20 protein-coding genes are annotated in these 19,370 nt (G+C 64.6%); 10 read left to right on the forward strand and 10 right to left on the reverse strand.

What is annotated here, in order from left to right; all coding sequences use genetic code 11:
- Nucleotides 1–73: 73 nt before the first annotated feature.
- Nucleotides 74–1,915 (reverse strand): ABC transporter ATP-binding protein, encoded by a 1,842-nt coding sequence (locus ACYQ8E_RS01615; protein WP_197463739.1) that lies wholly within the window; start codon nt 1,913–1,915, stop codon nt 74–76.
- Nucleotides 1,916–2,051: 136 nt separating this feature from the next.
- Here ACYQ8E_RS01615 and ACYQ8E_RS01620 point away from each other — a divergent pair, with 136 nt between their 5' ends.
- Entirely contained in the window at nt 2,052–3,125 is a 1,074-nt protein-coding gene (locus ACYQ8E_RS01620) for an IS630 family transposase (protein ID WP_082820209.1), read from the forward strand.
- 3 nt (nt 3,126–3,128) lie between these two features.
- On the opposite strand, the gene ACYQ8E_RS01625 is transcribed toward ACYQ8E_RS01620, so the two are convergent.
- Genes ACYQ8E_RS01625 through ACYQ8E_RS01635 form a run of 3 tightly spaced genes read right to left on the reverse strand, consistent with a single transcriptional unit; the run spans nt 3,129 to nt 5,649 of the window.
- Nucleotides 3,129–3,560, reverse strand: a complete 432-nt coding sequence (locus ACYQ8E_RS01625; protein WP_066725759.1) for an acyl-CoA thioesterase — start codon at nt 3,558–3,560, stop codon at nt 3,129–3,131.
- Between the two features lie 2 nt (nt 3,561–3,562).
- Nucleotides 3,563–5,062, reverse strand: a complete 1,500-nt coding sequence (locus ACYQ8E_RS01630; RefSeq protein WP_066725757.1) for a DUF2779 domain-containing protein — start codon at nt 5,060–5,062, stop codon at nt 3,563–3,565.
- Nucleotides 5,059–5,649: a DNA-3-methyladenine glycosylase I gene (locus tag ACYQ8E_RS01635; protein WP_066725754.1), complete on the reverse strand. Its 591-nt coding sequence runs from the start codon at nt 5,647–5,649 to the stop codon at nt 5,059–5,061. The genes ACYQ8E_RS01630 and ACYQ8E_RS01635 overlap by 4 nt, the downstream gene beginning before the upstream one ends.
- Nucleotides 5,650–6,032: 383 nt before the next feature.
- Between ACYQ8E_RS01635 and ACYQ8E_RS01640 the strand changes: the two genes are divergently transcribed.
- Nucleotides 6,033–6,572, forward strand: coding sequence for a gamma carbonic anhydrase family protein (locus tag ACYQ8E_RS01640; protein WP_066725752.1), 540 nt, complete (start codon nt 6,033–6,035; stop codon nt 6,570–6,572).
- Here the strand turns inward: ACYQ8E_RS01640 and rpsU are convergent.
- The 3 genes from rpsU to ACYQ8E_RS01655 form a co-directional block, all read right to left on the reverse strand.
- A complete protein-coding gene (rpsU, locus tag ACYQ8E_RS01645) occupies nt 6,563–6,760 on the reverse strand; it encodes a 30S ribosomal protein S21 (RefSeq protein ID WP_066725751.1) in 198 nt (65 codons plus the stop codon). The two genes, ACYQ8E_RS01640 and rpsU, sit on opposite strands and share 10 nt — an antisense overlap.
- A 30-nt stretch (nt 6,761–6,790) precedes the next feature.
- Entirely contained in the window at nt 6,791–7,900 is a 1,110-nt protein-coding gene (locus ACYQ8E_RS01650; protein WP_066725749.1) for a KamA family radical SAM protein, read from the reverse strand.
- A gap of 425 nt (nt 7,901–8,325) precedes the next feature.
- The gene (locus tag ACYQ8E_RS01655; RefSeq protein ID WP_066725745.1) at nt 8,326–9,267 is read right to left on the reverse strand and encodes a ketopantoate reductase family protein; all 942 of its coding nucleotides are present in this window, start codon (nt 9,265–9,267) and stop codon (nt 8,326–8,328) included.
- Nucleotides 9,268–9,510: 243 nt separating this feature from the next.
- On the opposite strand from ACYQ8E_RS01655, the gene ACYQ8E_RS01660 reads away from it, so the two are divergent.
- Together ACYQ8E_RS01660 and ACYQ8E_RS01665 are read left to right on the forward strand one after the other, a co-directional pair.
- Nucleotides 9,511–10,152 (forward strand): LysE family transporter, encoded by a 642-nt coding sequence (locus tag ACYQ8E_RS01660; RefSeq protein WP_066725742.1) that lies wholly within the window; start codon nt 9,511–9,513, stop codon nt 10,150–10,152.
- A gap of 33 nt (nt 10,153–10,185) precedes the next feature.
- Complete coding sequence (locus ACYQ8E_RS01665; RefSeq protein ID WP_066725740.1) at nt 10,186–10,389, forward strand: hypothetical protein; 204 nt, start codon at nt 10,186–10,188, stop codon at nt 10,387–10,389.
- Here ACYQ8E_RS01665 and ACYQ8E_RS01670 read toward each other — a convergent pair.
- Both ACYQ8E_RS01670 and ACYQ8E_RS01675 read right to left on the reverse strand, forming a co-directional pair.
- Nucleotides 10,338–11,594 (reverse strand): MFS transporter, encoded by a 1,257-nt coding sequence (locus ACYQ8E_RS01670; protein WP_459859934.1) that lies wholly within the window; start codon nt 11,592–11,594, stop codon nt 10,338–10,340. The two genes, ACYQ8E_RS01665 and ACYQ8E_RS01670, sit on opposite strands and share 52 nt — an antisense overlap.
- On the reverse strand, nt 11,591–12,358 hold the full coding sequence (locus ACYQ8E_RS01675; RefSeq protein ID WP_066725738.1) for a class I SAM-dependent methyltransferase: 768 nt from the start codon (nt 12,356–12,358) through the stop codon (nt 11,591–11,593). Before ACYQ8E_RS01675 ends, ACYQ8E_RS01670 begins: the two co-directional genes overlap by 4 nt.
- Before the next feature lie 171 nt (nt 12,359–12,529).
- Between ACYQ8E_RS01675 and ACYQ8E_RS01680 the strand changes: the two genes are divergently transcribed.
- From ACYQ8E_RS01680 to ACYQ8E_RS01705, 6 genes are all read left to right on the forward strand, one after another.
- Nucleotides 12,530–13,435: a LysR family transcriptional regulator gene (locus ACYQ8E_RS01680; protein WP_066725735.1), complete on the forward strand. Its 906-nt coding sequence runs from the start codon at nt 12,530–12,532 to the stop codon at nt 13,433–13,435.
- Between the two features lie 58 nt (nt 13,436–13,493).
- Complete coding sequence (locus tag ACYQ8E_RS01685) at nt 13,494–14,384, forward strand: MBL fold metallo-hydrolase (RefSeq protein WP_459859936.1); 891 nt, start codon at nt 13,494–13,496, stop codon at nt 14,382–14,384.
- Nucleotides 14,385–14,505: 121 nt separating this feature from the next.
- Nucleotides 14,506–14,901 (forward strand): YkgJ family cysteine cluster protein, encoded by a 396-nt coding sequence (locus ACYQ8E_RS01690; RefSeq protein WP_459859938.1) that lies wholly within the window; start codon nt 14,506–14,508, stop codon nt 14,899–14,901.
- Nucleotides 14,902–15,000: 99 nt separating this feature from the next.
- Nucleotides 15,001–15,876, forward strand: coding sequence for a ribosome biogenesis GTPase YlqF (ylqF, locus tag ACYQ8E_RS01695; RefSeq protein WP_459859939.1), 876 nt, complete (start codon nt 15,001–15,003; stop codon nt 15,874–15,876).
- The gene (locus ACYQ8E_RS01700) at nt 15,857–16,225 is read left to right on the forward strand and encodes a YkgJ family cysteine cluster protein (protein ID WP_459859941.1); all 369 of its coding nucleotides are present in this window, start codon (nt 15,857–15,859) and stop codon (nt 16,223–16,225) included. The genes ylqF and ACYQ8E_RS01700 overlap by 20 nt, the downstream gene beginning before the upstream one ends.
- A gap of 141 nt (nt 16,226–16,366) precedes the next feature.
- Nucleotides 16,367–17,599 carry a tetratricopeptide repeat protein gene (locus tag ACYQ8E_RS01705; protein WP_459859943.1) on the forward strand — a complete coding sequence of 411 codons (1,233 nt, stop codon included), beginning with the start codon at nt 16,367–16,369 and terminating at the stop codon, nt 17,597–17,599.
- Nucleotides 17,600–17,704: 105 nt separating this feature from the next.
- Here ACYQ8E_RS01705 and ltrA read toward each other — a convergent pair whose 3' ends face one another.
- Nucleotides 17,705–19,108, reverse strand: coding sequence for a group II intron reverse transcriptase/maturase (gene ltrA, locus ACYQ8E_RS01710; protein ID WP_066724184.1), 1,404 nt, complete (start codon nt 19,106–19,108; stop codon nt 17,705–17,707).
- Between the last annotated feature and the right edge of the window lie 262 nt (nt 19,109–19,370).

Consider the following 19,370-nt stretch of genomic DNA (forward strand, 5'->3'; position numbering starts at 1 on the left):
AAAGGAAAGGTTCAATGAAGGCCAGAATAGAGGAGTTGCCGACGCCATTCAAGGCCGATGATCCGCGGATGCCTCAGCGATACCCTTCCGCCTGCAGCGAGAAGAGATAGGCGTACTGGCCGCCGAGCGCCATCAGCTCGGCATGGCTCCCCGCCTCGACAACCCGCCCCTTGTCGATGACGACGATGCGGTCGGCCATGCGCACGGTGGAGAAGCGGTGCGAGATCAGGATCGTCATCTTGCCGCGGCTCAGCTCGCGGAAGTGTTCGAAGATCGTCGCCTCGGCGGCGGCGTCCATGGTCGCGGTCGGCTCGTCGAGGACCAGGATATCGGCGCCCGCGCGCATGAAGGCCCGGGCCAGGGCGATCTTCTGCCACTGGCCGCCGGAAAGCTCGCGCCCCCCCTTGAACCACTTGCCGAGCTGGGTGTCGTACCGCTGCGGCAGCCGCTCGATGAACTCGCTCGCCATCCCCTTCTGCGCCGCCTCCTGCCAGCGCTGCCGGTCTTCGAAGTGACGCATGTCGCCGGCGCCGATATTCTCCCCGACCAGGAACTGGTAGCGGCCGAAATCCTGAAAAATGACGCCGATCCGCTCGCGCAGCGCCGCGCCGTCCCACTCCTGCAGATCGAGGCCGTCGAGGAGGATGCGGCCGCTGTCGGGGGTGTAGAGGCGGGTCAGCAGCTTGATCAGGGTCGTCTTGCCCGAGCCGTTCTCGCCGACCAGCGCCAGGCTGTCGCCGGGGAGCAGGTGCAGGCTGATCTCCTGCAGCGCCGGCGCCTCGCTGCCGGGGTAGCTGAAACTCACCGCCTCGAAACGCACTCCGTCGCCGGGGCGCGGCCCCTGCCGCAGCTCGCCGCGCACGGCCGGCACCGGCTGTTCAAGGTATTCGTAGAGGTTGGAAAGGTAGAGGTTGTCCTCGTACATGCCGCTGATTGCCGAGAGGCTCGCCGAGACCGCCGACTGTCCCTGTTTGAAGAGCATCAGGTACATCGTCATCTGGCCGAGGCTGATGCTGCCGCGGATCGCCGCGAGCGCGATCCAGGCGTAGGCGCCGTAGAAGGCGGCGGTGCCGAGCAGGCCGAGGGCGAAGCCCCAGGTGTCGCGGCGCAGGGTGAGGCGGCGATCCTCGGCGAAGAGTTTGGCGAATATTTCCTTGTAGCGCTCGATCAGCTTCGGCCCGAGGCGGAAGAGTTTGACCTCCTTGACGTAATCCTCCCGCGCCAGGACCGTCTCGAGGTACATCTGCATGCGCGTCTCCGGCGAGCGCCAGCGAAAGAGGCGAAACTTGTCGCCGGAGAACTTCGCCTCGGCGAGGAATTCCGGGATGCCGCCGGCCAGCAGGATCAGCACCGTCCAGGGGGAGAACTGCACCAGCAGCACCCCGTAGCTGACCAGCGAGATGCCATTCTGCACCAGGCCGAAGGTGCGGGTCACCAGCGAGAGGGGGCGGGTCGAGGCCTCGCGGCGGGCGCGGGTCAGCTTGTCGTAGAATTCCGAGTCCTCGAAATGGGCGAGCTGCAGGGTCAGCGCCTTCTCGAGGATCATCAGGTTGATGCGCTGCCCCATCAGCGCCCGCAGCAGCGCCTGGCAGGTGGCGATGCCGCGCTGGCTGCCGGCGATCAGCGCCACCACGCCAGCCTCGGCGGCGACGAAGAAGAGGACGTAGCTGGTGTCGGCGCTGCCGCTCTGCTGGTGCTGCCCCATCGCCGCCACCACGCCGTCGACGATCAGCTTGCCGATCCAGGCCACCGCCGCCGGCAGCACCCCGGCGACCAGGGTCAGCAGGGCGAAGACTAGGGCCAGCCGCCAACTGGTCGACCAGACCAGCTCGAGAGCGCGCCGACTGTAGCGAAACACATCGAGGAGCTGGCGCTGCGGCGGGTTGCTGTCGCTGGGGAGGGGCGGATGTTTCACAAATTATTCCCGTAGAAGGATAGGAGAATGCCCGACCAGACGCCCAAGGGGGGTCGACCGACCTAGTGTTTAATTGCAAAACTAAGCGTTATAATATAGACTTCTTTCACCCCCACCATCGTGAAAGGAGTCGCTTATGCCGAGAAAATCTCCAATACCCCTGTGCAGCGAAAAGGACCGCCAGACACTCAGGGAATGGGCAAGCAGTCGAAGCATGGAGGCGCGCCTTGTTGAACGTGCCCGGATTATCTGCAAACTCCTTGACGGAGAATCCGTCAGCAAGGTCGCCATGGATCTTAACGTGCGCCCGAACACGGTTATTGAATGGCGGAACCGTTTCTCCGCTGCGGGTATTGCCGGGCTATATGATCGCCCGCGCTCTGGCAAACCGCCGAAATATGACCAGGCGTTTCAAACGCGAGTTCTGAAAGCGTTGGAACTTCCGCCACCGCCCGGCCAGGCATGTTGGGACGGCCCGGCGCTTGCCAAGCAGTTTGGCGCTTCGGATGATGCCATTTGGCGAGTGCTGCGCAAGCACAATATCAGCCTTGCCCGACAACGAAGTTGGTGCGTAAGCACTGATCCAGAGTTCGCACCAAAGGCGGCTGACATTATCGGGCTCTACCTGGCGCCCCCCGAAAAAGCCTTGGTGATCTCAGTCGATGAGAAACCGAGCATCCAGGCGCTTGAGCGCGCCAAAGGGTATGTCTGTACCAGTAGCGGCAAAGTCGTCCAGGGCCTAAAGAGCACCTACAAACGGCATGGAACCCTGAACCTTTTTGCGGCGCTCAACGTAGCGACAGGCGCCGTGCATACGCAGACAACCGAGTTCAAGAGAAGGGTTGATTTCCTAGCCTTCATGGATCAGGTCCTCTCAGAACTTCCGGACAGCGACCAGCGAGAAATTCACGTGATCCTGGACAATTATTGCATTCATAAACGCAACGACGAATGGCTTGCGCAGCACCCAAACGTCATGTTTCACTTTACACCGACTTCTGCAAGTTGGCTCAATCAAGTCGAGATATGGTTCGGCATTCTTTCACGTAAGGCACTGAAGAACGCCAGTTTTCAAAGCATTGACCAGTTGCGTGCGGCCATCGAGGCCTTTATAGAAGCCTATCAGCCCAACGCCAAGCCTTTTGTATGGCGTAAGCGAGAGGTCAAGGGGTCGCAACTGAGAAACACTATCGCTAACTTTTGCAACTAGACACTAGATAACCCGAAAGTCCTCGCTGCGCGGAAAGGCGGCGAAGCGCTCCAGCAACCCGGCCGGCGGCGGCACGATGCGGCGCTGTTTCAGGTCGAGCCAGGCGCCGTCGAGGTCGAGGGTGGCGCAGGTCTTGCCGCCGCGGCGGATGTGGTGGCGCATGCTCCACTTGCGGTGATCTGCCGACAGCCCGGAGAGGCACATATCGATGAGCAGTTCGTCGCCGAGGTGAAGTTCATGAAAAAACCGCGCCTCTTCGCGAAAGAGCACCGGTCCGACGCCGTGACGCGTCATCCAGTCGATGCCGAAACCGGCCTGCTGCAGGCAGTTGATGCGGACCTGCGCCCCGTAATCGTAATAGATCGAGTGGCGGACATGGCCGTTCGGGTCGAGATCGGCCCAGCGCACCGCCAGCTTCTGTTCCATCACATCCATGTTCAGGCTCCTTCCGTTTCCGGGGTCGCCGCGATCCGCGCCAGCGCCTCGACAATCTTCACCATCGCCAACCTATCGAGCCGACAGTATTCGAGCAGCGCCCCCCGCAATCGCTCCAGCTCCTCCCCTTCCCCCAGCATCGTCATTTGGTGATAAGCCTGCATCGCCGCCTGGCCGTCGGCCACCTCCAGCCCCTGGTAGGAGAGCTCGGGGACCAGCGCCGGCAACACCTCCTTGATCGAATAGGAACCGCGCATCTGCCAGCAGTAGAGGTCGCGGCGGCGAAAGGGGAGCATCAGGTCGCGGACATTGTCGAGGCGTTGTTCGATCGCCGCGGCACGGTCGGGGAAGAGCGCCGCGAGCTCGCGCAGCACCCCCTTTTCGAAGGCCTGGTTGTAGGTCAGGATGCAGGCCCGCTCCGGGATCACCGCCAGCAGCCGCTCGACCAGCTCGCGGCGCGGATCGACTCCGGGCCGGGCGAGAAAGGCAAAGTGCTCGGGAGCGGCCCCCGCCGCTCCCTGGCAATGAACGGAGAACTGAAACGGCACCTGCTGGTAGGGGCGGGTCCCGTCAAAGAGGGGGATGGCGCTGTTGAAGGTCTCGAAATCGAGGTGGCAGAGGGGGTACCAGAGGGTGTCGAGAAAGGCCCGAAGCGCCGGACGATCGATGCTGTCGCGCTGCTGCAGGGTCGCCTCGACCTGCTGGCGCTGGGCCGGGTTGAGCTCGGCCAGGGGGAGCTCTTCGAAACGGACGAGACCGCGCCGGTAGAGATCGAACTTTTTGACGCCGTTGCCGCGCAGGTCGAAGACCGAGTTTTCGGGGATATGCCGCCAGCAGTAGGGAATGAAGTCACACTCGTAGGGGTCGCGGCAGTGCGGGCCGATGTCGATGGCGGGCTCGTCCCCCGGCAGGACCGCCCGCAATCCGGCGATGGTCTGTGGCAGGCCGTCCTGGCGTGCCAGCACTTCGGTTAGCACGTTCGCGCTGCTGAAGAGCTGTTGCACCTCGATCGCTCCCTGGCGGAGGTACTGGTTGTTGATGTGCACCAGCCAGGCCGCCGTGACCTCTATTCCGCAGCCGGTGAGGACGTAATACTGGATGGCGACATCCTCGAGGTTGACCGGCTTGACCGCGGTCCCCATCTTGACCTCGTGGATCTGCCACCCCTCCCCCGCAGTGGGGTCGCGCACCAGGATATCGACCTTGACGAAGATACCATCAAAGGCGAAAGAGGCCTCGTAGATCACCGGGACGCCGGCGTCGATCAGTTCTCGGGTGCGGGCGAGCTGCGCAGCGACACTGAGACCGGCGTAGGGGACCTCGACGCCGCCGGGGAAGAGCTGCTGGGCGAGCAGGCCGACCTCGGTGCCGGCGGCATAGAGCGCCTCGCGGTCGGGCTGCGGCGGCAGCTCGAAGGCCGGTGGATGCTTGGTCAGCCAGAGCGCCTTGGGACATTGCAGCCCCTTGAGAAGGAGCGACTTGCTCAGACCCGAACCTGTCATGCTGCCCCTCCACCCAGCTCCCGCCAGCGAAAACAGTCGACGAGGTGGTCGTTGACCATGCCGACCGCCTGCATGTGGGCGTAGCAGATGGTAGTGCCGACGAAGCGAAAGCCGCGCTGCTTGAGGTCGCGGCTGAAGGCGTCCGACTGCGGGGTGCTGGCCGGCACCTCGGCGAGGCGGCGCCAGGCGTTCTGCCGCGGCCGGCCATCGACGAAGCGCCACATGTAGGCGGCGAAGGAGCCGAACTCCTCCTGCACCTGCAAAAAGGCGCGGGCGTTGCTGACGGTCGATTCGACCTTGAGCCGGTTGCGGACGATGGCTGGATCGGTCAGCAGCTGCGCCACCCGCCCGGCATCGAAGCGCGCCACCCGCTTGGGGTCGAAGTCCGCAAACGCCTTGCGGTAGCCCTCGCGCTTACGCAGGATGGTGATCCAGGCGAGCCCGGCCTGGGCCCCTTCGAGGGTCAGAAACTCGAAGAGCTGGCGATCGTCGTGGAGGGGCGTCCCCCACTCCCGGTCGTGGTAATCCCGATAGAGGGGATCGCTCCCCGGCCAGGGACAGCGGATCAGCGGCGCATCCTCACTCATGGCAGGCTCCTGTGGCCGCCGGTGGCGCGGCGAAGGTTATCATAATGAATATCCACTTGACCAACAACAGGTCGGTCGGCAGGATGCAATCAGCTGCTTGCAGCAGACGGGCTGTTCCAGGAGGTTACCATAACGCTACTGGAGCGGGGAAGTCCGGGCAGGAGAGGGAGAGAAGAAAGAACGGTTGCCCGCGGATCACATCGGACCCGGTCGAATAAAAACCGGACCAGGCTTGTGTTTCAAGTCAAATCCGATTTTAATCAGATTCTATCCGAAGTGATCCGCGCGAAACGCCCCGGCAGGCGCCCTTGGACCCTCGCTCCGCCTGGCGTTGCGTCGTTGCGTGAGACCAGAACTTTGCTGTTAACAGGGAGGAGTCCTCCATGATCTATGACCTCGGCGAGCGCAAGGTGCAACTGCACGAAGATGTCTTCATCGCCCCCAGCGCCACATTGATCGGCTCGGTGGTGGTCGAGGCGCAGGCGAGCATCTGGTTCAACGTCGTCGTCCGCGGCGACAACGACCTGATCACCATCGGCGCCGGCAGCAACATCCAGGACGGCTCGATCCTCCACGTCGATCCCGGCTTCCCCCTCACCGTCGGCCGCCATGTCACCGTCGGCCACAAGGTGATGCTGCACGGCTGCAGTATCGGCGAGGGGAGCCTGATCGGCATCAACGCGGTGGTGCTCAACGGCGCCCGCATCGGCAGCGGCTGCCTGATCGGCGCCAACGCCCTGGTGACGGAAGGGATGGAAGTTCCGGACGGCGCCATGGTCCTCGGCTCACCGGGGAAGGTGGTGCGCACCCTGGACGAACCGGCCCGGCAGAAGCTGCTGGAGAGCGCGCTGCGCTACATCGAGAACGGGCGCCGTTTTCGGCAGGGGCTGGTGGCGGCCGAACAGAGAGAGACTCAGGAATAGCGCCGCAGCTTGGCGAGCCGTTTGCGCTCGCGCCGCTGTGACTCCTTCAGTTTGCGTTTCCGCTTGTCGCTCGGCTTCTCGTAGCAGCGCCGGTTCTTCATCTCGCGGAAGAGTCCCTCCTGCTGCAGCTTGCGCTTCATGACCTTCATCGCCTTGGTGAGGTTGCCGTCGATTACCTTGACTTCCAAATCTGCCTCCTTTCCTGGCTCTGCTTCGATTTATTCGGGGACGTTGGGGATGGTGGTGATCTCCCCACGGTGATTGCAGAGGGTGTATTCCTTGGCGTCACTCCCCTGGATGTAATAGTCCGGCATCAGCGGGATCTTGCCGATGTTGGTAGCGATCACGTGGAGCGGCTGGGCCAGGCCGGTGGTGTGACCGCGCAGGGCATCGCGGATCAGCTCCGCCCCCTTCTCCACCGGGGTGCGGAAGTGGTCGATTCCCGGGGCCGGCTCGCAGTAAAAGACGTAGTAAGGCTTGATCCGGGTCGCCAGCAGCTGCTGGTGCAGACGGCGGAAGGTGGCTACGTCATCGTTGATCCCCTTGAGCAGCACCGCCTGGTTGCCGACGTTGACGCCGCAGGAGAGCAGGTCGTAGACGGCGCGGGCGGTCTCCCCGGTCAATTCCCGGGGGTGATTACACTGGGTGTTGACCCAGATCGGCACCTTGTGGAAGCCGCCGAGAACCTTCATCAGGTCGGGGGTGATGCGCTGCGGCAATACGATGGGGGTGCGGGTGCCGAAGCGGATCATCTCGATCTGGGGCAGCTCACGCAGCTTGCGCACCAGATAGTCGAGCTGCTCGTCGGTTAGCAGGAAGGGATCGCCGCCGGTGACCAGCACGTCTCGCACCTCGGTATGGTCGGCGATCCAGCGCAGCCCCTCATCGAAGTCGAAGTTGAGGGAGAGACTACCGTCGACCACCAGTTCCTTGCGGAAGCAGTGGCGGCAGTAGACGCCACAGGTCGACGTGACGGTGAAAGCGACCCGGTCCCGGTACTGGCGGGCAATGCAGTCCGGGCGTTCCTCGGTGGTGGCACGGTTTTCTTTCCAGACCAGGTAGTTGTCCATACCGAAGCGGTTCTCCCGCTCCTGACGCGAGGGGATGATCTGCCGCCGCACCGGGCAGGCGGGATCATCCGGGTCCATCAGCGCCGCGAAATGGGGAGTCGCGCCCCAGGTCGTGGAAGTGGCGGCCAGAATTTCACGTTCGTCAGCGGTGAGGTTGACGTAGCTTTCCAGACGTTCGACGGTATTGACGAAGTTCTGGAGTTGCTCCTGCCAGCTGGCAGGAGTCGGTTTTCGATGATGTCGTACGGTGGTGTCCATAAGCTCCTTTCCTTCTCCACGCGGCCCATGACTTGCGGGGCAACCCGGGACCGGGGAATGGTTGGCGTCTGGCGTAACCGGAGGTGCCGCCGAAAGGCGCAGCGAGAATGACGGGAAGAGACGGCCGAGAGGCCGCTTCAACCCGAAGCGGGGAGTGGGCCGGCCAAGCCCCTTCCCGCATGCAACAGTGACCGGGGAGGGGCGCGGCACGCGCCAGACGTTCAGGGGATGATTTCGATCAGGATGGGGCCACCCGCACCCGGCTTGAGACGGAACATCTCAAGCCGGTGCTGCCCCTGGGAACGAGGGTTCGTCCCGTGCCGGCCAGGCCAGCACGGTCCACCTCCAGAGCGGGTCTATGGACGGAACGTTCAGGGAGAACGCCGCCAAAAACCCGGGAAGCCTAACATATCAACGGGGGCGGGTCAAACCGCCCGGGGAGGAAGGAGGAGTTCAGGGGAGGTCTCGATGACCCGCAGCAGATACAGCATCATCCGGTTGGCCGGAGTCGGAATGCCGTAGCGGAGGCCGAGTTCCACCACCTTGCCGGCGAAGATCTCGACCTCGGTCTTGCGACCGGCCTCGACATCCTGCAGCATCGAGGTCTTGGCCTCCGGGGCCAGCCGCGCCAGCACCCGCTCCCACTCCCCGAGGTCGGCTGTCGTCAGGTCGACCCCGGCAGCGCCGGCCAGGGCGATCACCTCCAGCATCAATGCCCGCAGCACTTCCCGCGCCGAATCCGAGCGCTGGAAGATTCCGTAAGGAGCCCGCAGCACCGCCGAGGCCTGGTTGACGCCGACATTGACCATGAACTTCCACCACAGGGCGCGCAGCATGTCGACCGGGGTCTCCCAGGCCAGGCCGGCCCGGTCACAGGCCGCCTGCAGCCGCTGCACGCGCAGCGACGGCGGCTCGTTGTGCGCTTCGCCGAACAAAAGCCGCCCCTGGTTGGCGACCGTTATCATCTTCCCTTCCCGCACCGCGTCAATCCCGACCGCCACGCAGAAGAGGAGCTTCTCCGCGCCAAAAACCGAGCCGATCACCGCCTCGCTGTCGAGGCCATTAAGGACCGAGAGGATGGTCGTTTGCGGCCCCACCACCGGGCGCAAGCCAGGAAGCGCCTCCGCCAATTGGTGATGCTTGAGGGCGACAATGACCAGATCGACCGGAGCCGGCGACGTGTCGCCGGCCATCACCGGCAGCCGGAAGTTTTCCCCGTTGACGTTGCAGCCCTCCCGGCGCAGGCTCTCGCCCCGCTCCCCCGCAGCGACGAAAAGGGTCTCGAACCCTGCCGCATGAAACCGTGAGGCATAATAGGCCCCGAGGGCCCCGGCACCGAGAATGGCGATCTTTCTGATTTCATCCATTTGCTATCGGTTCCTCTCTCCGGCCGATCCGGCCGCGGCCAGTGAACAAACTCCAAAACGCGATCAGGCTTTTGCAGCCGTGCAGAACCTTCCGACAAGGTTAGCCGCCAGCAGCAACCGTCGCAATGGCTCAGCGGCTGCTTTTCGTCAGGACGAGGCGATTCGTGAAGAAACCGCTAAAACTTTCTTTTCGGCAATACTAAGCCTTGCCTGCGCCGGGCAACTGGTCTTAAATTGCTCCCTATGGAAAACCTCTGGCTCAATATCTCCGCCGTCCTCGCCATCTTCACCCTGGCGATTATCAGCCCCGGGCCGAACTTCCTGATGGTGGTCTCCACCACCCTCGGCGATTCGCGCCGCGCCGGCCTCTTCACCGCGCTGGGGGTGGCGACCGGGAGCGGCCTCTTCGCCCTCGCCGGCCTGCTCGGGCTGATCCTGGTCATCAACACCCTCCCCCACTTCGCCACCGCCGTCGCCGTGCTTGGCGGCGGCTACCTCGCCTGGCTCGGGGCGACCATGGTCGGACGCCTTTTTCGGCCCCGCCTCCCGCTCACCGCCGCCACCGTGGCCGCGGGCGGCCGCTCGCCGCTGCAGGCCTATCGCGCCGGGCTGATCACCAACCTGACCAACCCCAAGGCCTGGGCCTTCTACTTCAGCCTCTTCACCCTGGTGCTCGCCCCCGGCGCGCCACTCTGGGCAAAAGTCTTTCTCAATCTGGCCATGTTCCTGATATCTTTTGGCTGGTACGCTCTGGTGGCGCTGCTGATCTCGGAGCGACGGGTGCAGCCGCTCTTCCTGCGGGCACAGCCGCTGATTCAGGCGCTGCTCGGCCTGATGCTGATCTTCCTCGGCGGGCGCCTGGCGCTGTCGGCTCTTTTCGGCTAGGGGCCCCCGGGAATTCTACAAAGGAGAAGGTGAATGATCGAGGACGGGGAAGGATCACCCTGGATCTGCCACATCTGCGAAGGGAAGTTCCGGGGGATGGAGAGCATCGCCTGCAGCCGCTGTTTCCAGGTGACCTGCGCCGCCCACCTGCGCCACCTGCCAAGCCGCCACCCGGAGAGCGGCCTCTACCTGCTGCAACCGGTCTGCGTCGCCTGTGCCACGCTCAAGGGAGAGTGAACCGCATCGAACCGCCCTAGCCAGCCGGCCAGAGCAAGCGCCATTGCCAATAAAAGTCCGACCATCCCAACCACCCCGCCCCAACCGGCGCCACTCCAGAAGTACCCGCCCAGCGTTCCGCACACGCTCGACCCGAGGTAGTAACTGAAAAGGTAGAGGGAGGAGGCCTGCGCCCGGGCCGAACGGGCCCGCCGTCCGACCCAGCTCGAGGCGACGCTGTGGACGGCGAAGAAGCCAACAGTACAGCAAACCACCCCGGCGATCACCAGAAACAGGGGATGGAGCAGGGTCAGCAGGATGCCGGCGACCATCAGCAGCAATCCGCCGCGCAATACGCTGGCCAGCCCCCAGCGTCCGCTCAGGCGACCGGCCAGGGAGGAGCTGAGGGAACCGGCAAGATAGGCGAGGAAAATCAGGCTCACCGTGGTCTGGCTGAGGGTATAGGGGGGCGCCAGGAGCCGGAAGGTGAGGTAGTTGTAGAGGGTGACGAAACTCCCCATACCGAGAAAGGCGATGCCGAAGAGCCCGAGCAGGCCCGGGTCCCGCAGATGGGCGAGCAGCGAGGTGACGAGGTAACGGCCGCGAAAGGGGCGGCGCACGGCCTGGCGGCCAGGCGGGAGGCTGGCGACGAACCAGAGGCTGAGAAGCAGGCAGAGCATGCCGACCGCGGCGAGGGCGAGGCGCCAGGAGGTCGCCTCGGCGAGGGCCGCGGTGAAGATCCGGCCACTCATGCCGCCGATGGCATTGCCGCTGATATAGAGCCCCATCGCCGGTGCGACCGAGCCCGGCTCGAGTTCCTCGCTGAGGTAGGCCATCGCCACCGCCGGCAAGCCGGCCAGAACCGCGCCCTGCAACAACCGCAGCGCCAGCAGCGCCAGCAACCCCTGGCTGACCGCGGTGAACAGGGCGAGGCAGGAACTGGCGATCAGCGCCAGGGCCATCACCGGCTTGCGGCCGAAACTCTCCGAGAGGGTGCCGGCGAAGAGCATGGTCACGGCGAGGGCGGCAGTGGCGACGGAGAGGGGCAGGCTCGCCAGAGCCGGCGCCACGCCGTATTCAGCGGCAAAGAGAGGGAGCAGCGGCTGGACATCGTAGAGGGTGATGAAAGTGACAAAGCCGGCGCCGAAGAAGGCGAGGTTGATGCGGCGGTAGCTGCGGGTGCCGCTGCAGATCAGGCCCGCTGCGATTTCGGCGCCCGGGGTCATGGCTCCCCTCCGACGCGACCGACGCGAAGCGCCAGGGGCCAGCGCACCGGCCGACACTGCGCCGGGTCCCCCCACTGCTGGACCAGGGACTGACGCAGGTTTGGCAGGGGGTCGTCGCCGGTGGCGCGGCGAAAGCCGCGCAGCGCCGACCAGGTACCCAGGTAGCCGAGAAGATGGTCGAGATCCCAATCGGCCTGCAGTTCCAAAAACGGAGCGGTGATCTCGGCAAAGGGAAAGGGGATACTGCGGTATCCGGCGTCGACATGGCGCCGCTCGGGAGGCCAATAGGGACCGACGACGTCATGATAGAAATGATCGATGATCGGATCGAACGCGGGCCCGAGCTGCACTTCCCCGTAACTGAACGCGGCCAGCACCCCGCCGGGCCGGGTCACCCGGCGCACCTCGGCGTAGAAGCGCTCGAAGTCAAACCAGTGCAGCGCCTGGGCGACAACCACCAGGTCGATGGCGGCTGCCGGAAGGTGTGAATCCTCGGCACTGGCCACCGAGTAATGGACGGCAGGGTGGGGAATCGCTTCGGCAACCTGGGCGGTGCTCGGGTCGCTCGCATAGACGGTTGCGAAGTGGGGGGTCAAACCGAGAGCGGCCTGACCGTTGCCGCAACCACAATCCCAGGCGGCCTGGTGCCGGGGGCACTGAGCGGCGAGCCAGGCGAAAAGCAGCGGCGGGTAGTCGGGGCGGTAGCTGCGGTAGGCGGCCGCCTGGCTCGAGAAGTGATCCTTGAAGCTCGGTTCTGTGGTCACGGCGGCCTCCGGTCAAAAGAAAAACTTTCTCCTTGCGATCACCCTAGCACCAGATCTACGATAAGAAAAATATATTAAACTTATCATTGCGGTAATATTTTGTTATAGGCTGAAGGGCGCGCCCCGGGTACAGGGCCCCCAGGGAAAGCTTGCGGATGGGAGGTTACAGAGATGGATATTCGACAGTTGAGGGCCTTTGCCACCATCGCCCGGCTCAGCAATTTCACCCGCGCCGCCGAGAATCTCAACGTCGCCCAGCCGGCGGTGAGCATGGCGATCCGCAAGCTGGAAGACGAATTGGAGCTGACCCTCTTCTCGCGCCAGGATCGCAAGGTTACCCTCACCGCCGAGGGAGAGGTGCTGCTCGGTCACGCCCGCCGCATCCTCGCCGACCTACAGGCGGCCGAGGATGAGATGGCCGACCTGCGCGGACTGGAGAAGGGGGAGGTGCGGGTCGGCATCCCACCGATGATGAGCTCCTACTTCTTTCCGGCGATCATCGCCGACTTTGCCCGGCGCTACCCGCAGCTGCAGCTCGCGGTCCTCGGCGAGGGGGCGTGGCGCATCCAGAAGCTGATCAGCCAGGGGGAGATCGATATGGGGGTGATCGCCGGGGGACAGCTTCCGGAAAACTTCGAAGCCCGTCATTTCCTGCGCGAAGAGGTGGTGGTCTGTGTCCCCTCCGGCCACCCACTGGCCGCCCGCACCGCCCTCACCTTCGCCGAGTTCACCCGCCAGCCGCTGGTCTTCTACAAGGAGGGGTACTTCCTGCGCGAGCTGATCTTCGACAAACTCAAACAGAGCGGGCTGCGGCCGCAGATCGTCTTTGAGACCAACCTCTTCACCCTGGTCAAGTCTCTCGTCAAGGGCGGGATGGGCGCCACGACCTTCCTACGCATGGTTGTCGCCGATGACGAGGAACTGGTCGCCATCCCCTTCGACCCGCCGCTCTATCTCGACCTGGTGATTGCCTGGAAAAAGGGGGCCTACCTGTCGCGGGCCAACCGCGCCTTCGTCGAGTTCCTGCTCGCGCGGAGCAGCGACCTGCGGGCGACGGAACCAGGTCCGGTTGCTTAGCCGTGGCACCGGGCGGGGAAATTGATTATCATGACCCAAAAATTAGCAAGGAGCCGCCATGAAGCTCGACCGCCTGCACTGCATCGACCTCGACCAGCCGACCCTGGAGGGGTTCCGGCATTTTATCAGCGCCTGGCTCTACCAGGGGGAGGAGACGACCCTGCTGGTCGATCCCGGGCCGCTCTCGACCATCCCGCATCTGCTGTTAGAGCTGCGCCGCCTTGGCGTCAGCCGCCTGGACCATATCCTGCTGACCCACATCCACATCGACCACGCCGGCGGCACCGGCGAACTGCTGAAGGTCTATCCCGAGGCCCGGGTCCTCTGCCACCCGGACGGGGTGCGGCACCTGGTGGACCCGGAAAAGCTCTGGCAGGGATCGCGCCAGGTGCTCGGCACCCTCGCCGAGGTCTACGGGCCGATCGTCCCGGTCCCGGCCGACCGGATCGGCTTTGACGCCGTCCCCGCCCCGGGCCTGAGCGCTCACCTCACCCCCGGCCACGCCGCCCACCACTGCTGCTACCTGCTCGACGACCTCCTCTTTGCCGGCGAAGTCGCCGGGGTGCGCGCCGAGATTCCCGGCGCCATCTACATGCGCCCGGCGACTCCGCCGCGTTTCCTCCCCGAGGTCGCCGACGACTCCCTCGCCCGCATGCTGGAACTGCGACCGAAGCGCATGGTCTTCGCCCACTACGGCCTGGTCGACAAGGCGATGCAGCACCTGAAAATCGCCCGCGAACAGCTCGTTCTCTGGCTGCAGGGGGTGGCTGCGACCGCGGCCTTCCCGGGGGGCTACCGGGAAGAGGCCTTCTTCGCCTGGCTTCTCGAGCACGACCCGGTCTATCGCCGTATCGATGAGCTTCCCGGCGACATCCAGGCCCGGGAACGGATTTTTCTCGGCAATACGCTGAAGGGGATGTCCGAATATCTCGAAGGGGCGGGGCGCTGAGGGGTTTATCGCGCCCGGCTTTCGCGGTTGCTTTCGGCCCCGATCTGGTTTATGCTCGCGCTCCGACGCCCGGCGGCAGTCCCCCCGGCGGTAAAACCCAACCCGCAAAGCCAGACCGGTCATGAAGCGCGCCGTTCCATCCTGCCATATCGATCATCCCACCACCTGGATCCGCTACCAGCGCACCCTCTGCCAGGATTGCCGCGGCACCTGCTGCAGCCTGCCGGTGGAGGTACGCATCGACGATTTGGTGACGATGGGGCTGGTCGATCCCTTTGAAGCCGCGGAGCCGGCGCGGCAGATCGCCCGCCGCCTCGAAAAGGCCGGCCTCATCGACCATTTCAATGCCCGCAGCGAGATTTTCACCCTCGCCCGCCGCGCCAACGCCGACTGCATCTTTCTCGACCCGCACAGCCGGCTTTGCACCATCTATGCGCAGCGCCCGGCGACCTGCCGCAACCACCCCCGTATCGGGCCGCGACCGGGATATTGCGCCTTCCAGCCACGGAGCAATTGAGCCGATCCAGCAAAGAAATTTCCACCCCGGCGGGGGGATGTGCTACAAAGGGCGGGCAGTGCGCTGCGGCAGATAGCCCCGAAGGGACGACGAGCAACCATGGCGATCGAATGGTACCCCGGACATATGGCAAAGGCGCGGCGCGAGATTGCCGAGGCCGTCAAGTCCTGCGATCTGATTATCGAGATCGTAGATGCCCGCCTCCCGGCGGCGAGCGCCAACCCGCTGCTGAGCCAGCTGCGCGGCACCAAGCCCTGCATCAAGGTGCTCAACAAGCAGGACCTGGCCGACCCCGAAATCACCCGCGAATGGGTGCGCTACCTCGAAGCGTCTGCCGGAGTGCGGGGGCTGCCGCTGGAAGCGAAGTCGCGCCTCAGCGCCGGGCAGATCACCAAGCTCTGCCGCCGGCTCGTCCCCCATCGCGGCAAGCCGGGCAAATCGTTGCGCGCCCTTATTGTCGGCATCCCCAACGTCGGCAAATCGACGCTGATCAACACCCTCGCCGGGCGTTCGATCGCCCGGGTCGGCGACCGCCCGGCCATCACCACCTGCCAGCAGCAGATCGACCTGCGCAACGGCATCCTCCTCTTCGACACCCCGGGCCTGCTCTGGCCCGACATGCGCAACCAGCTCGCCGCCTACCGCCTCGCCACCAGCGGCGCCATCGGCGCCAACGCCTACGATTCGAGGGATGTCGGCCTGTTTGCCGCCGCCTTCCTCGCCGAGCGGTATCCCGAACGCCTGCTCGCACGCTACAGGCTGGAGACGCTCCCCCCCTCCCCCATTGAGCTGCTGACCGAAATCGGCCGGCGCCGCGGCTGCCTCGTCGGTGGCGGCGAAGTCGACCTGCAGCGCGCCGCCGAGCTGCTGCTGCGGGAGCTGCGGGCCGGCACCCTGGGGCCGATCAGCCTTGAGCGTCCCGGCGAAGAGGAGCTGCCGGTGGAGCTGGAAGCGGATGCCGAGAACGGGCTTTAACTGCCACCGCTGCGGCCACTGCTGCCGCAGCCTCGTCGATGCCTACCGCGGCTGTGTCAGTGATGCCGACCTGGAACGCTGGCGCCAGCAGCAGCGTGACGATCTCCTCATGCGCGTCCAGACCCTCGACCTCGGCCCCGGCAACCAGCTCCACCTCGCCTGGTTCGACCCCGCCACCGGTGACGAGGTGGAAGCCTGCCCCTGGCTGCTGACGGCGCCCGGTTCCGACGAGGTTCTGTGCGGCATCAACCGCATCAAGCCCGATCATTGCCGGGACTTTCCGGAAGATCGCGGCCATGCCAGCGCCACCGGCTGTCCCGGCTACCGGCCCCTTCCCCGCAAAAGCTGATCCTGCGAGCGGCTTCGGCCGCAACTGACAACCCGCCAGGACTCTGTTAAGCTTGCATCGGGCCAATGCTCCTCCCATGCTCGACCGCATTCATTCCAGTCGTACCGGACGTTTTCCCCTGTTTTCCCAGGCCAGGACGCCATGCCCCGTCGTGCCCAAAAACCCTTCACCCCACCCGACCGGTCAAAAACCCGCGAGCTCTATTCCGCGGCGCTTCCCGCCTGGGAGGAGGCCCTGCAGCTCCTTGCAATTCGGGTGCGCCACCTGCTTGAAAAGAACGGCCTGACACCGACCATCAAGCAGAGGGTGAAAGGATTTGACGCCTACCATGAAAAACTTCAGCGCAGCGCCCGCAAGCGTCAGGGGCCCCCGGCCATCACCGACTTCTTCGGGCTGCGCATCATCTGCCCCTTCCTCGAAGATGTCACCATGATCGAGACTTTGCTGCGCAAGGAGTTCGTGGTCGTCGAAACCGAGCGCAAGGCGGCGGGACATTCCTTTCGCGAGTTCGGCTATGATTCGGTTCACCTGCTGGTCCGCTGCGATGAAGAGGGCTCGGCCCCGCTCCCGCCCCATACCCGCCGGGTCGCCGAAATCCAGTTGCGGACCATCCTCCAGGACGCCTGGGCCGAAGTCGAACACGAGCTGGTCTACAAATCCTCCCTCGCCTGGCCCAATGAATCGATCCGCCGCAAGCTCGCCGCCCTCAATGCCACGCTGACCCTTTCCGACCTCACCTTCCAGGAAATCCGCGACTACCAGAGCAGCGTCCGCCGCCTCAACCATAAACGCCGCAACGCTCTGGAACAGGCGCTGGCCCTGCCGGTACTGGCGAATCCGGAGGACGAGGCGACCCCGGCGGCGGAAGAGCCACCGCCCCTTCTTCCGGCTCTCGGGAGCCCGCTGGAGAAGGCAATGCTCCAAGCGCTCGAGGCGCACAGCCACCAGCAATTTGAACGGGCGGTGGAACTCTATGGAGGCATCCTGTCGATGCACCTCGCCAAGCCGATTCGCGCCCTGATCTACAATCACCGGGGGATGGCCCTCTTCGCCCTCGGGCGCCAGCGGGAGGCGCTGCGCGACTTCACCCGGGCGATCGATTATGACCCCGGGAACCTGCGTGCCCTCTGTAATCGCGGCCTGGTCTACCGCCTGGAGAAGCGCCATGCCCGGGCACTGGAAGATTTTGACCGGGCGGTCGGCATTGATCCGTCGGCCTGTGAAGCCCTGCTTGGCCGGGCCCAGCTCTACCTGGAAATGCGCTTTCCCGACCGCGCGCTCATCGATTGCCGGAGGGCCCTTGAAATCGCACCGGAGTTGAGCGCGGCACTCGCCCTTGAAGAGAAGATCCGCCGCCAGTTTTTCACCGGCTGAGAAATCACGCCCGCCCCCCTGCGCCAGCCGCCAGATCGGGTAGGAGGCGGGGTCGCCCCCGCCGTCCTCCCACACCACCGTGCGTACGGTTCCGTACACGGCGGTTCACAAGGCGCTCTGAAAGCGGCGGTGCTGATCGGTCAAGCGGATCAGCCCCAAGTAGCGAAAGAAGGATGTCGGATACGCTTCATTCATGTGCGAGGCCCCTGAGTTCCACCAGGGGCCTCGCCCGTTCGTGGCCGATTTCCACGCCCGGGCTTCCGGCAATCCCCGCTGCATCAACCTCTTGGCCCGGGTATAGGGGCGCTTCCACTGTCGCCATAGAATGCAGCGCAGCTTCCGCCGCAGCCATTTGTCCAGTTCTTCGAAGATGCCTTTGACCTCCGCCAGGCGGAAGTAAGAGGCCCACCCCCGTAGCTTCGGGGTGATTTCTTTGATGACCTGAGCGAGACTGCGTCCCCTGCCCCGTCGGCAGACCTTCCTGAGTCCGGCCTTGAACCGCTTCACTCTCGACTCCGCCACTTTGAGGCGGGGTTTCTTGTGAAAGGTCATGCTGTAACCCAGAAAGACCCTTTTCCAAGGACGGTCGACGGCGCTTTTGGCGACGTTGACCTTGAGTGCCAGCCGCTCCTCCAGGAACCGGGTGAGACTGGCCATGACCCTTTGGCCGCTGCGCCTGGTCTGCACGTAAATGTTGCAGTCGTCGGCGTAGCGGCAGAAGGCGTGACCGCGCCTCTCCAGTTCCTTGTCGAACGCGTCGAGCAGGATGTTCGACAGAAGAGGTGAGAGGGGACCACCCTGCGGCGTCCCTTCCACCCTCTGCGACACAAGCCCGCCTTCGAGCACTCCGGCTTGCAGGTACCGCCGGATGAGCAGCAATACCCGCTTGTCTTCGACCTTACGGGCGACCCGCGACATGAGGATGTCGTGGTTCACCCGGTCGAAGAACTTCTCCAGGTCGATATCGACCACCCAGCGCTTGCCGTCGGCCACATGCCGACGGGCGGCTCTAACCGCCTGCCAGGCACTCCGTCCGGGACGATACCCGTAGGAGCTCTCGGAGAAGTCCGGATCGAATAGCGGCGTCAGCACCTGATGCAGCGCCTGCTGAATGAGCCGATCGCACACCGTGGGGATTCCCAGGGTGCGCACTCCCCCGTCGGGCTTCTCGATTTCCACCTTCCGCACCGGCTGGGGGCGATACGTCCCATTCAGCAACTCTTCCCTGATGGTCGGCCACTTCTCCTTGAGAAAACCGCGAAGCTCGCCCGTCGTCATCTCGTCGATGCCGGGGGCGCCCTTGTTGGCTTCCACCCGCTCTAAGGCCGCCATCATGTTCGGGCGGCTGACGACGTCTTCCATCAGCCCCCTTTCCGCTTTCGTCCAGGAAGGGTCTCTCGTTGCCGTGACGTTTGACGCACCGCTCCCATGCTCTGGCGGCTTCCGGCCGCTGCCCTCCGGGACGGCTCCCGGTATCTCGACCGGGACTTCTGCTGCTCTTGTCGTCATCGAAACGCGAGTCTCCTGAAACGACGCCTCGTGTTCGGCCCTTTGCCGGGTGGTTACTCCGGCTACTACGGCCTCTGCTGACTTCTGCCGGCCCGTCCCGACACCTTACGGTGACGGTAGCACGAGGCAGACCGACAGATCTCCCAGGGTAATGCGCGTGACCTTCCTCCCATCTACCCGCCGCATCTACAGCCCCACCCTCCCGGATGGCTATCGGGCTTTGAAGATATTGGCCTTCTCGCCCGGATGAGACTGCCTCATG

The organism is Desulfuromonas carbonis, assembly GCF_054658035.1.

Bases quoted from the DNA above. Each gene is read 5' to 3' on its own strand.
- ACYQ8E_RS01620 (WP_082820209.1), top strand. From the start codon at position 2,052: ATGCCGAGAAAATCTCCAATACCCCTGTGCAGCGAAAAGGACCGCCAG.
- ACYQ8E_RS01625 (WP_066725759.1), bottom strand. From the start codon at position 3,560: ATGGATGTGATGGAACAGAAGCTGGCGGTGCGCTGGGCCGATCTCGAC.
- ACYQ8E_RS01630 (WP_066725757.1), bottom strand. From the start codon at position 5,062: ATGACAGGTTCGGGTCTGAGCAAGTCGCTCCTTCTCAAGGGGCTGCAA.
- ACYQ8E_RS01635 (WP_066725754.1), bottom strand. From the start codon at position 5,649: ATGAGTGAGGATGCGCCGCTGATCCGCTGTCCCTGGCCGGGGAGCGAT.
- ACYQ8E_RS01640 (WP_066725752.1), top strand. From the start codon at position 6,033: ATGATCTATGACCTCGGCGAGCGCAAGGTGCAACTGCACGAAGATGTC.
- ACYQ8E_RS01650 (WP_066725749.1), bottom strand. From the start codon at position 7,900: ATGGACACCACCGTACGACATCATCGAAAACCGACTCCTGCCAGCTGG.
- ACYQ8E_RS01655 (WP_066725745.1), bottom strand. From the start codon at position 9,267: ATGGATGAAATCAGAAAGATCGCCATTCTCGGTGCCGGGGCCCTCGGG.
- ACYQ8E_RS01660 (WP_066725742.1), top strand. From the start codon at position 9,511: ATGGAAAACCTCTGGCTCAATATCTCCGCCGTCCTCGCCATCTTCACC.
- ACYQ8E_RS01665 (WP_066725740.1), top strand. From the start codon at position 10,186: ATGATCGAGGACGGGGAAGGATCACCCTGGATCTGCCACATCTGCGAA.
- ACYQ8E_RS01670 (WP_459859934.1), bottom strand. From the start codon at position 11,594: ATGACCCCGGGCGCCGAAATCGCAGCGGGCCTGATCTGCAGCGGCACC.
- ACYQ8E_RS01680 (WP_066725735.1), top strand. From the start codon at position 12,530: ATGGATATTCGACAGTTGAGGGCCTTTGCCACCATCGCCCGGCTCAGC.
- ACYQ8E_RS01685 (WP_459859936.1), top strand. From the start codon at position 13,494: ATGAAGCTCGACCGCCTGCACTGCATCGACCTCGACCAGCCGACCCTG.
- ACYQ8E_RS01690 (WP_459859938.1), top strand. From the start codon at position 14,506: ATGAAGCGCGCCGTTCCATCCTGCCATATCGATCATCCCACCACCTGG.
- ylqF (WP_459859939.1), top strand. From the start codon at position 15,001: ATGGCGATCGAATGGTACCCCGGACATATGGCAAAGGCGCGGCGCGAG.
- ACYQ8E_RS01700 (WP_459859941.1), top strand. From the start codon at position 15,857: ATGCCGAGAACGGGCTTTAACTGCCACCGCTGCGGCCACTGCTGCCGC.
- ACYQ8E_RS01705 (WP_459859943.1), top strand. From the start codon at position 16,367: ATGCCCCGTCGTGCCCAAAAACCCTTCACCCCACCCGACCGGTCAAAA.
- ltrA (WP_066724184.1), bottom strand. From the start codon at position 19,108: ATGACGACAAGAGCAGCAGAAGTCCCGGTCGAGATACCGGGAGCCGTC.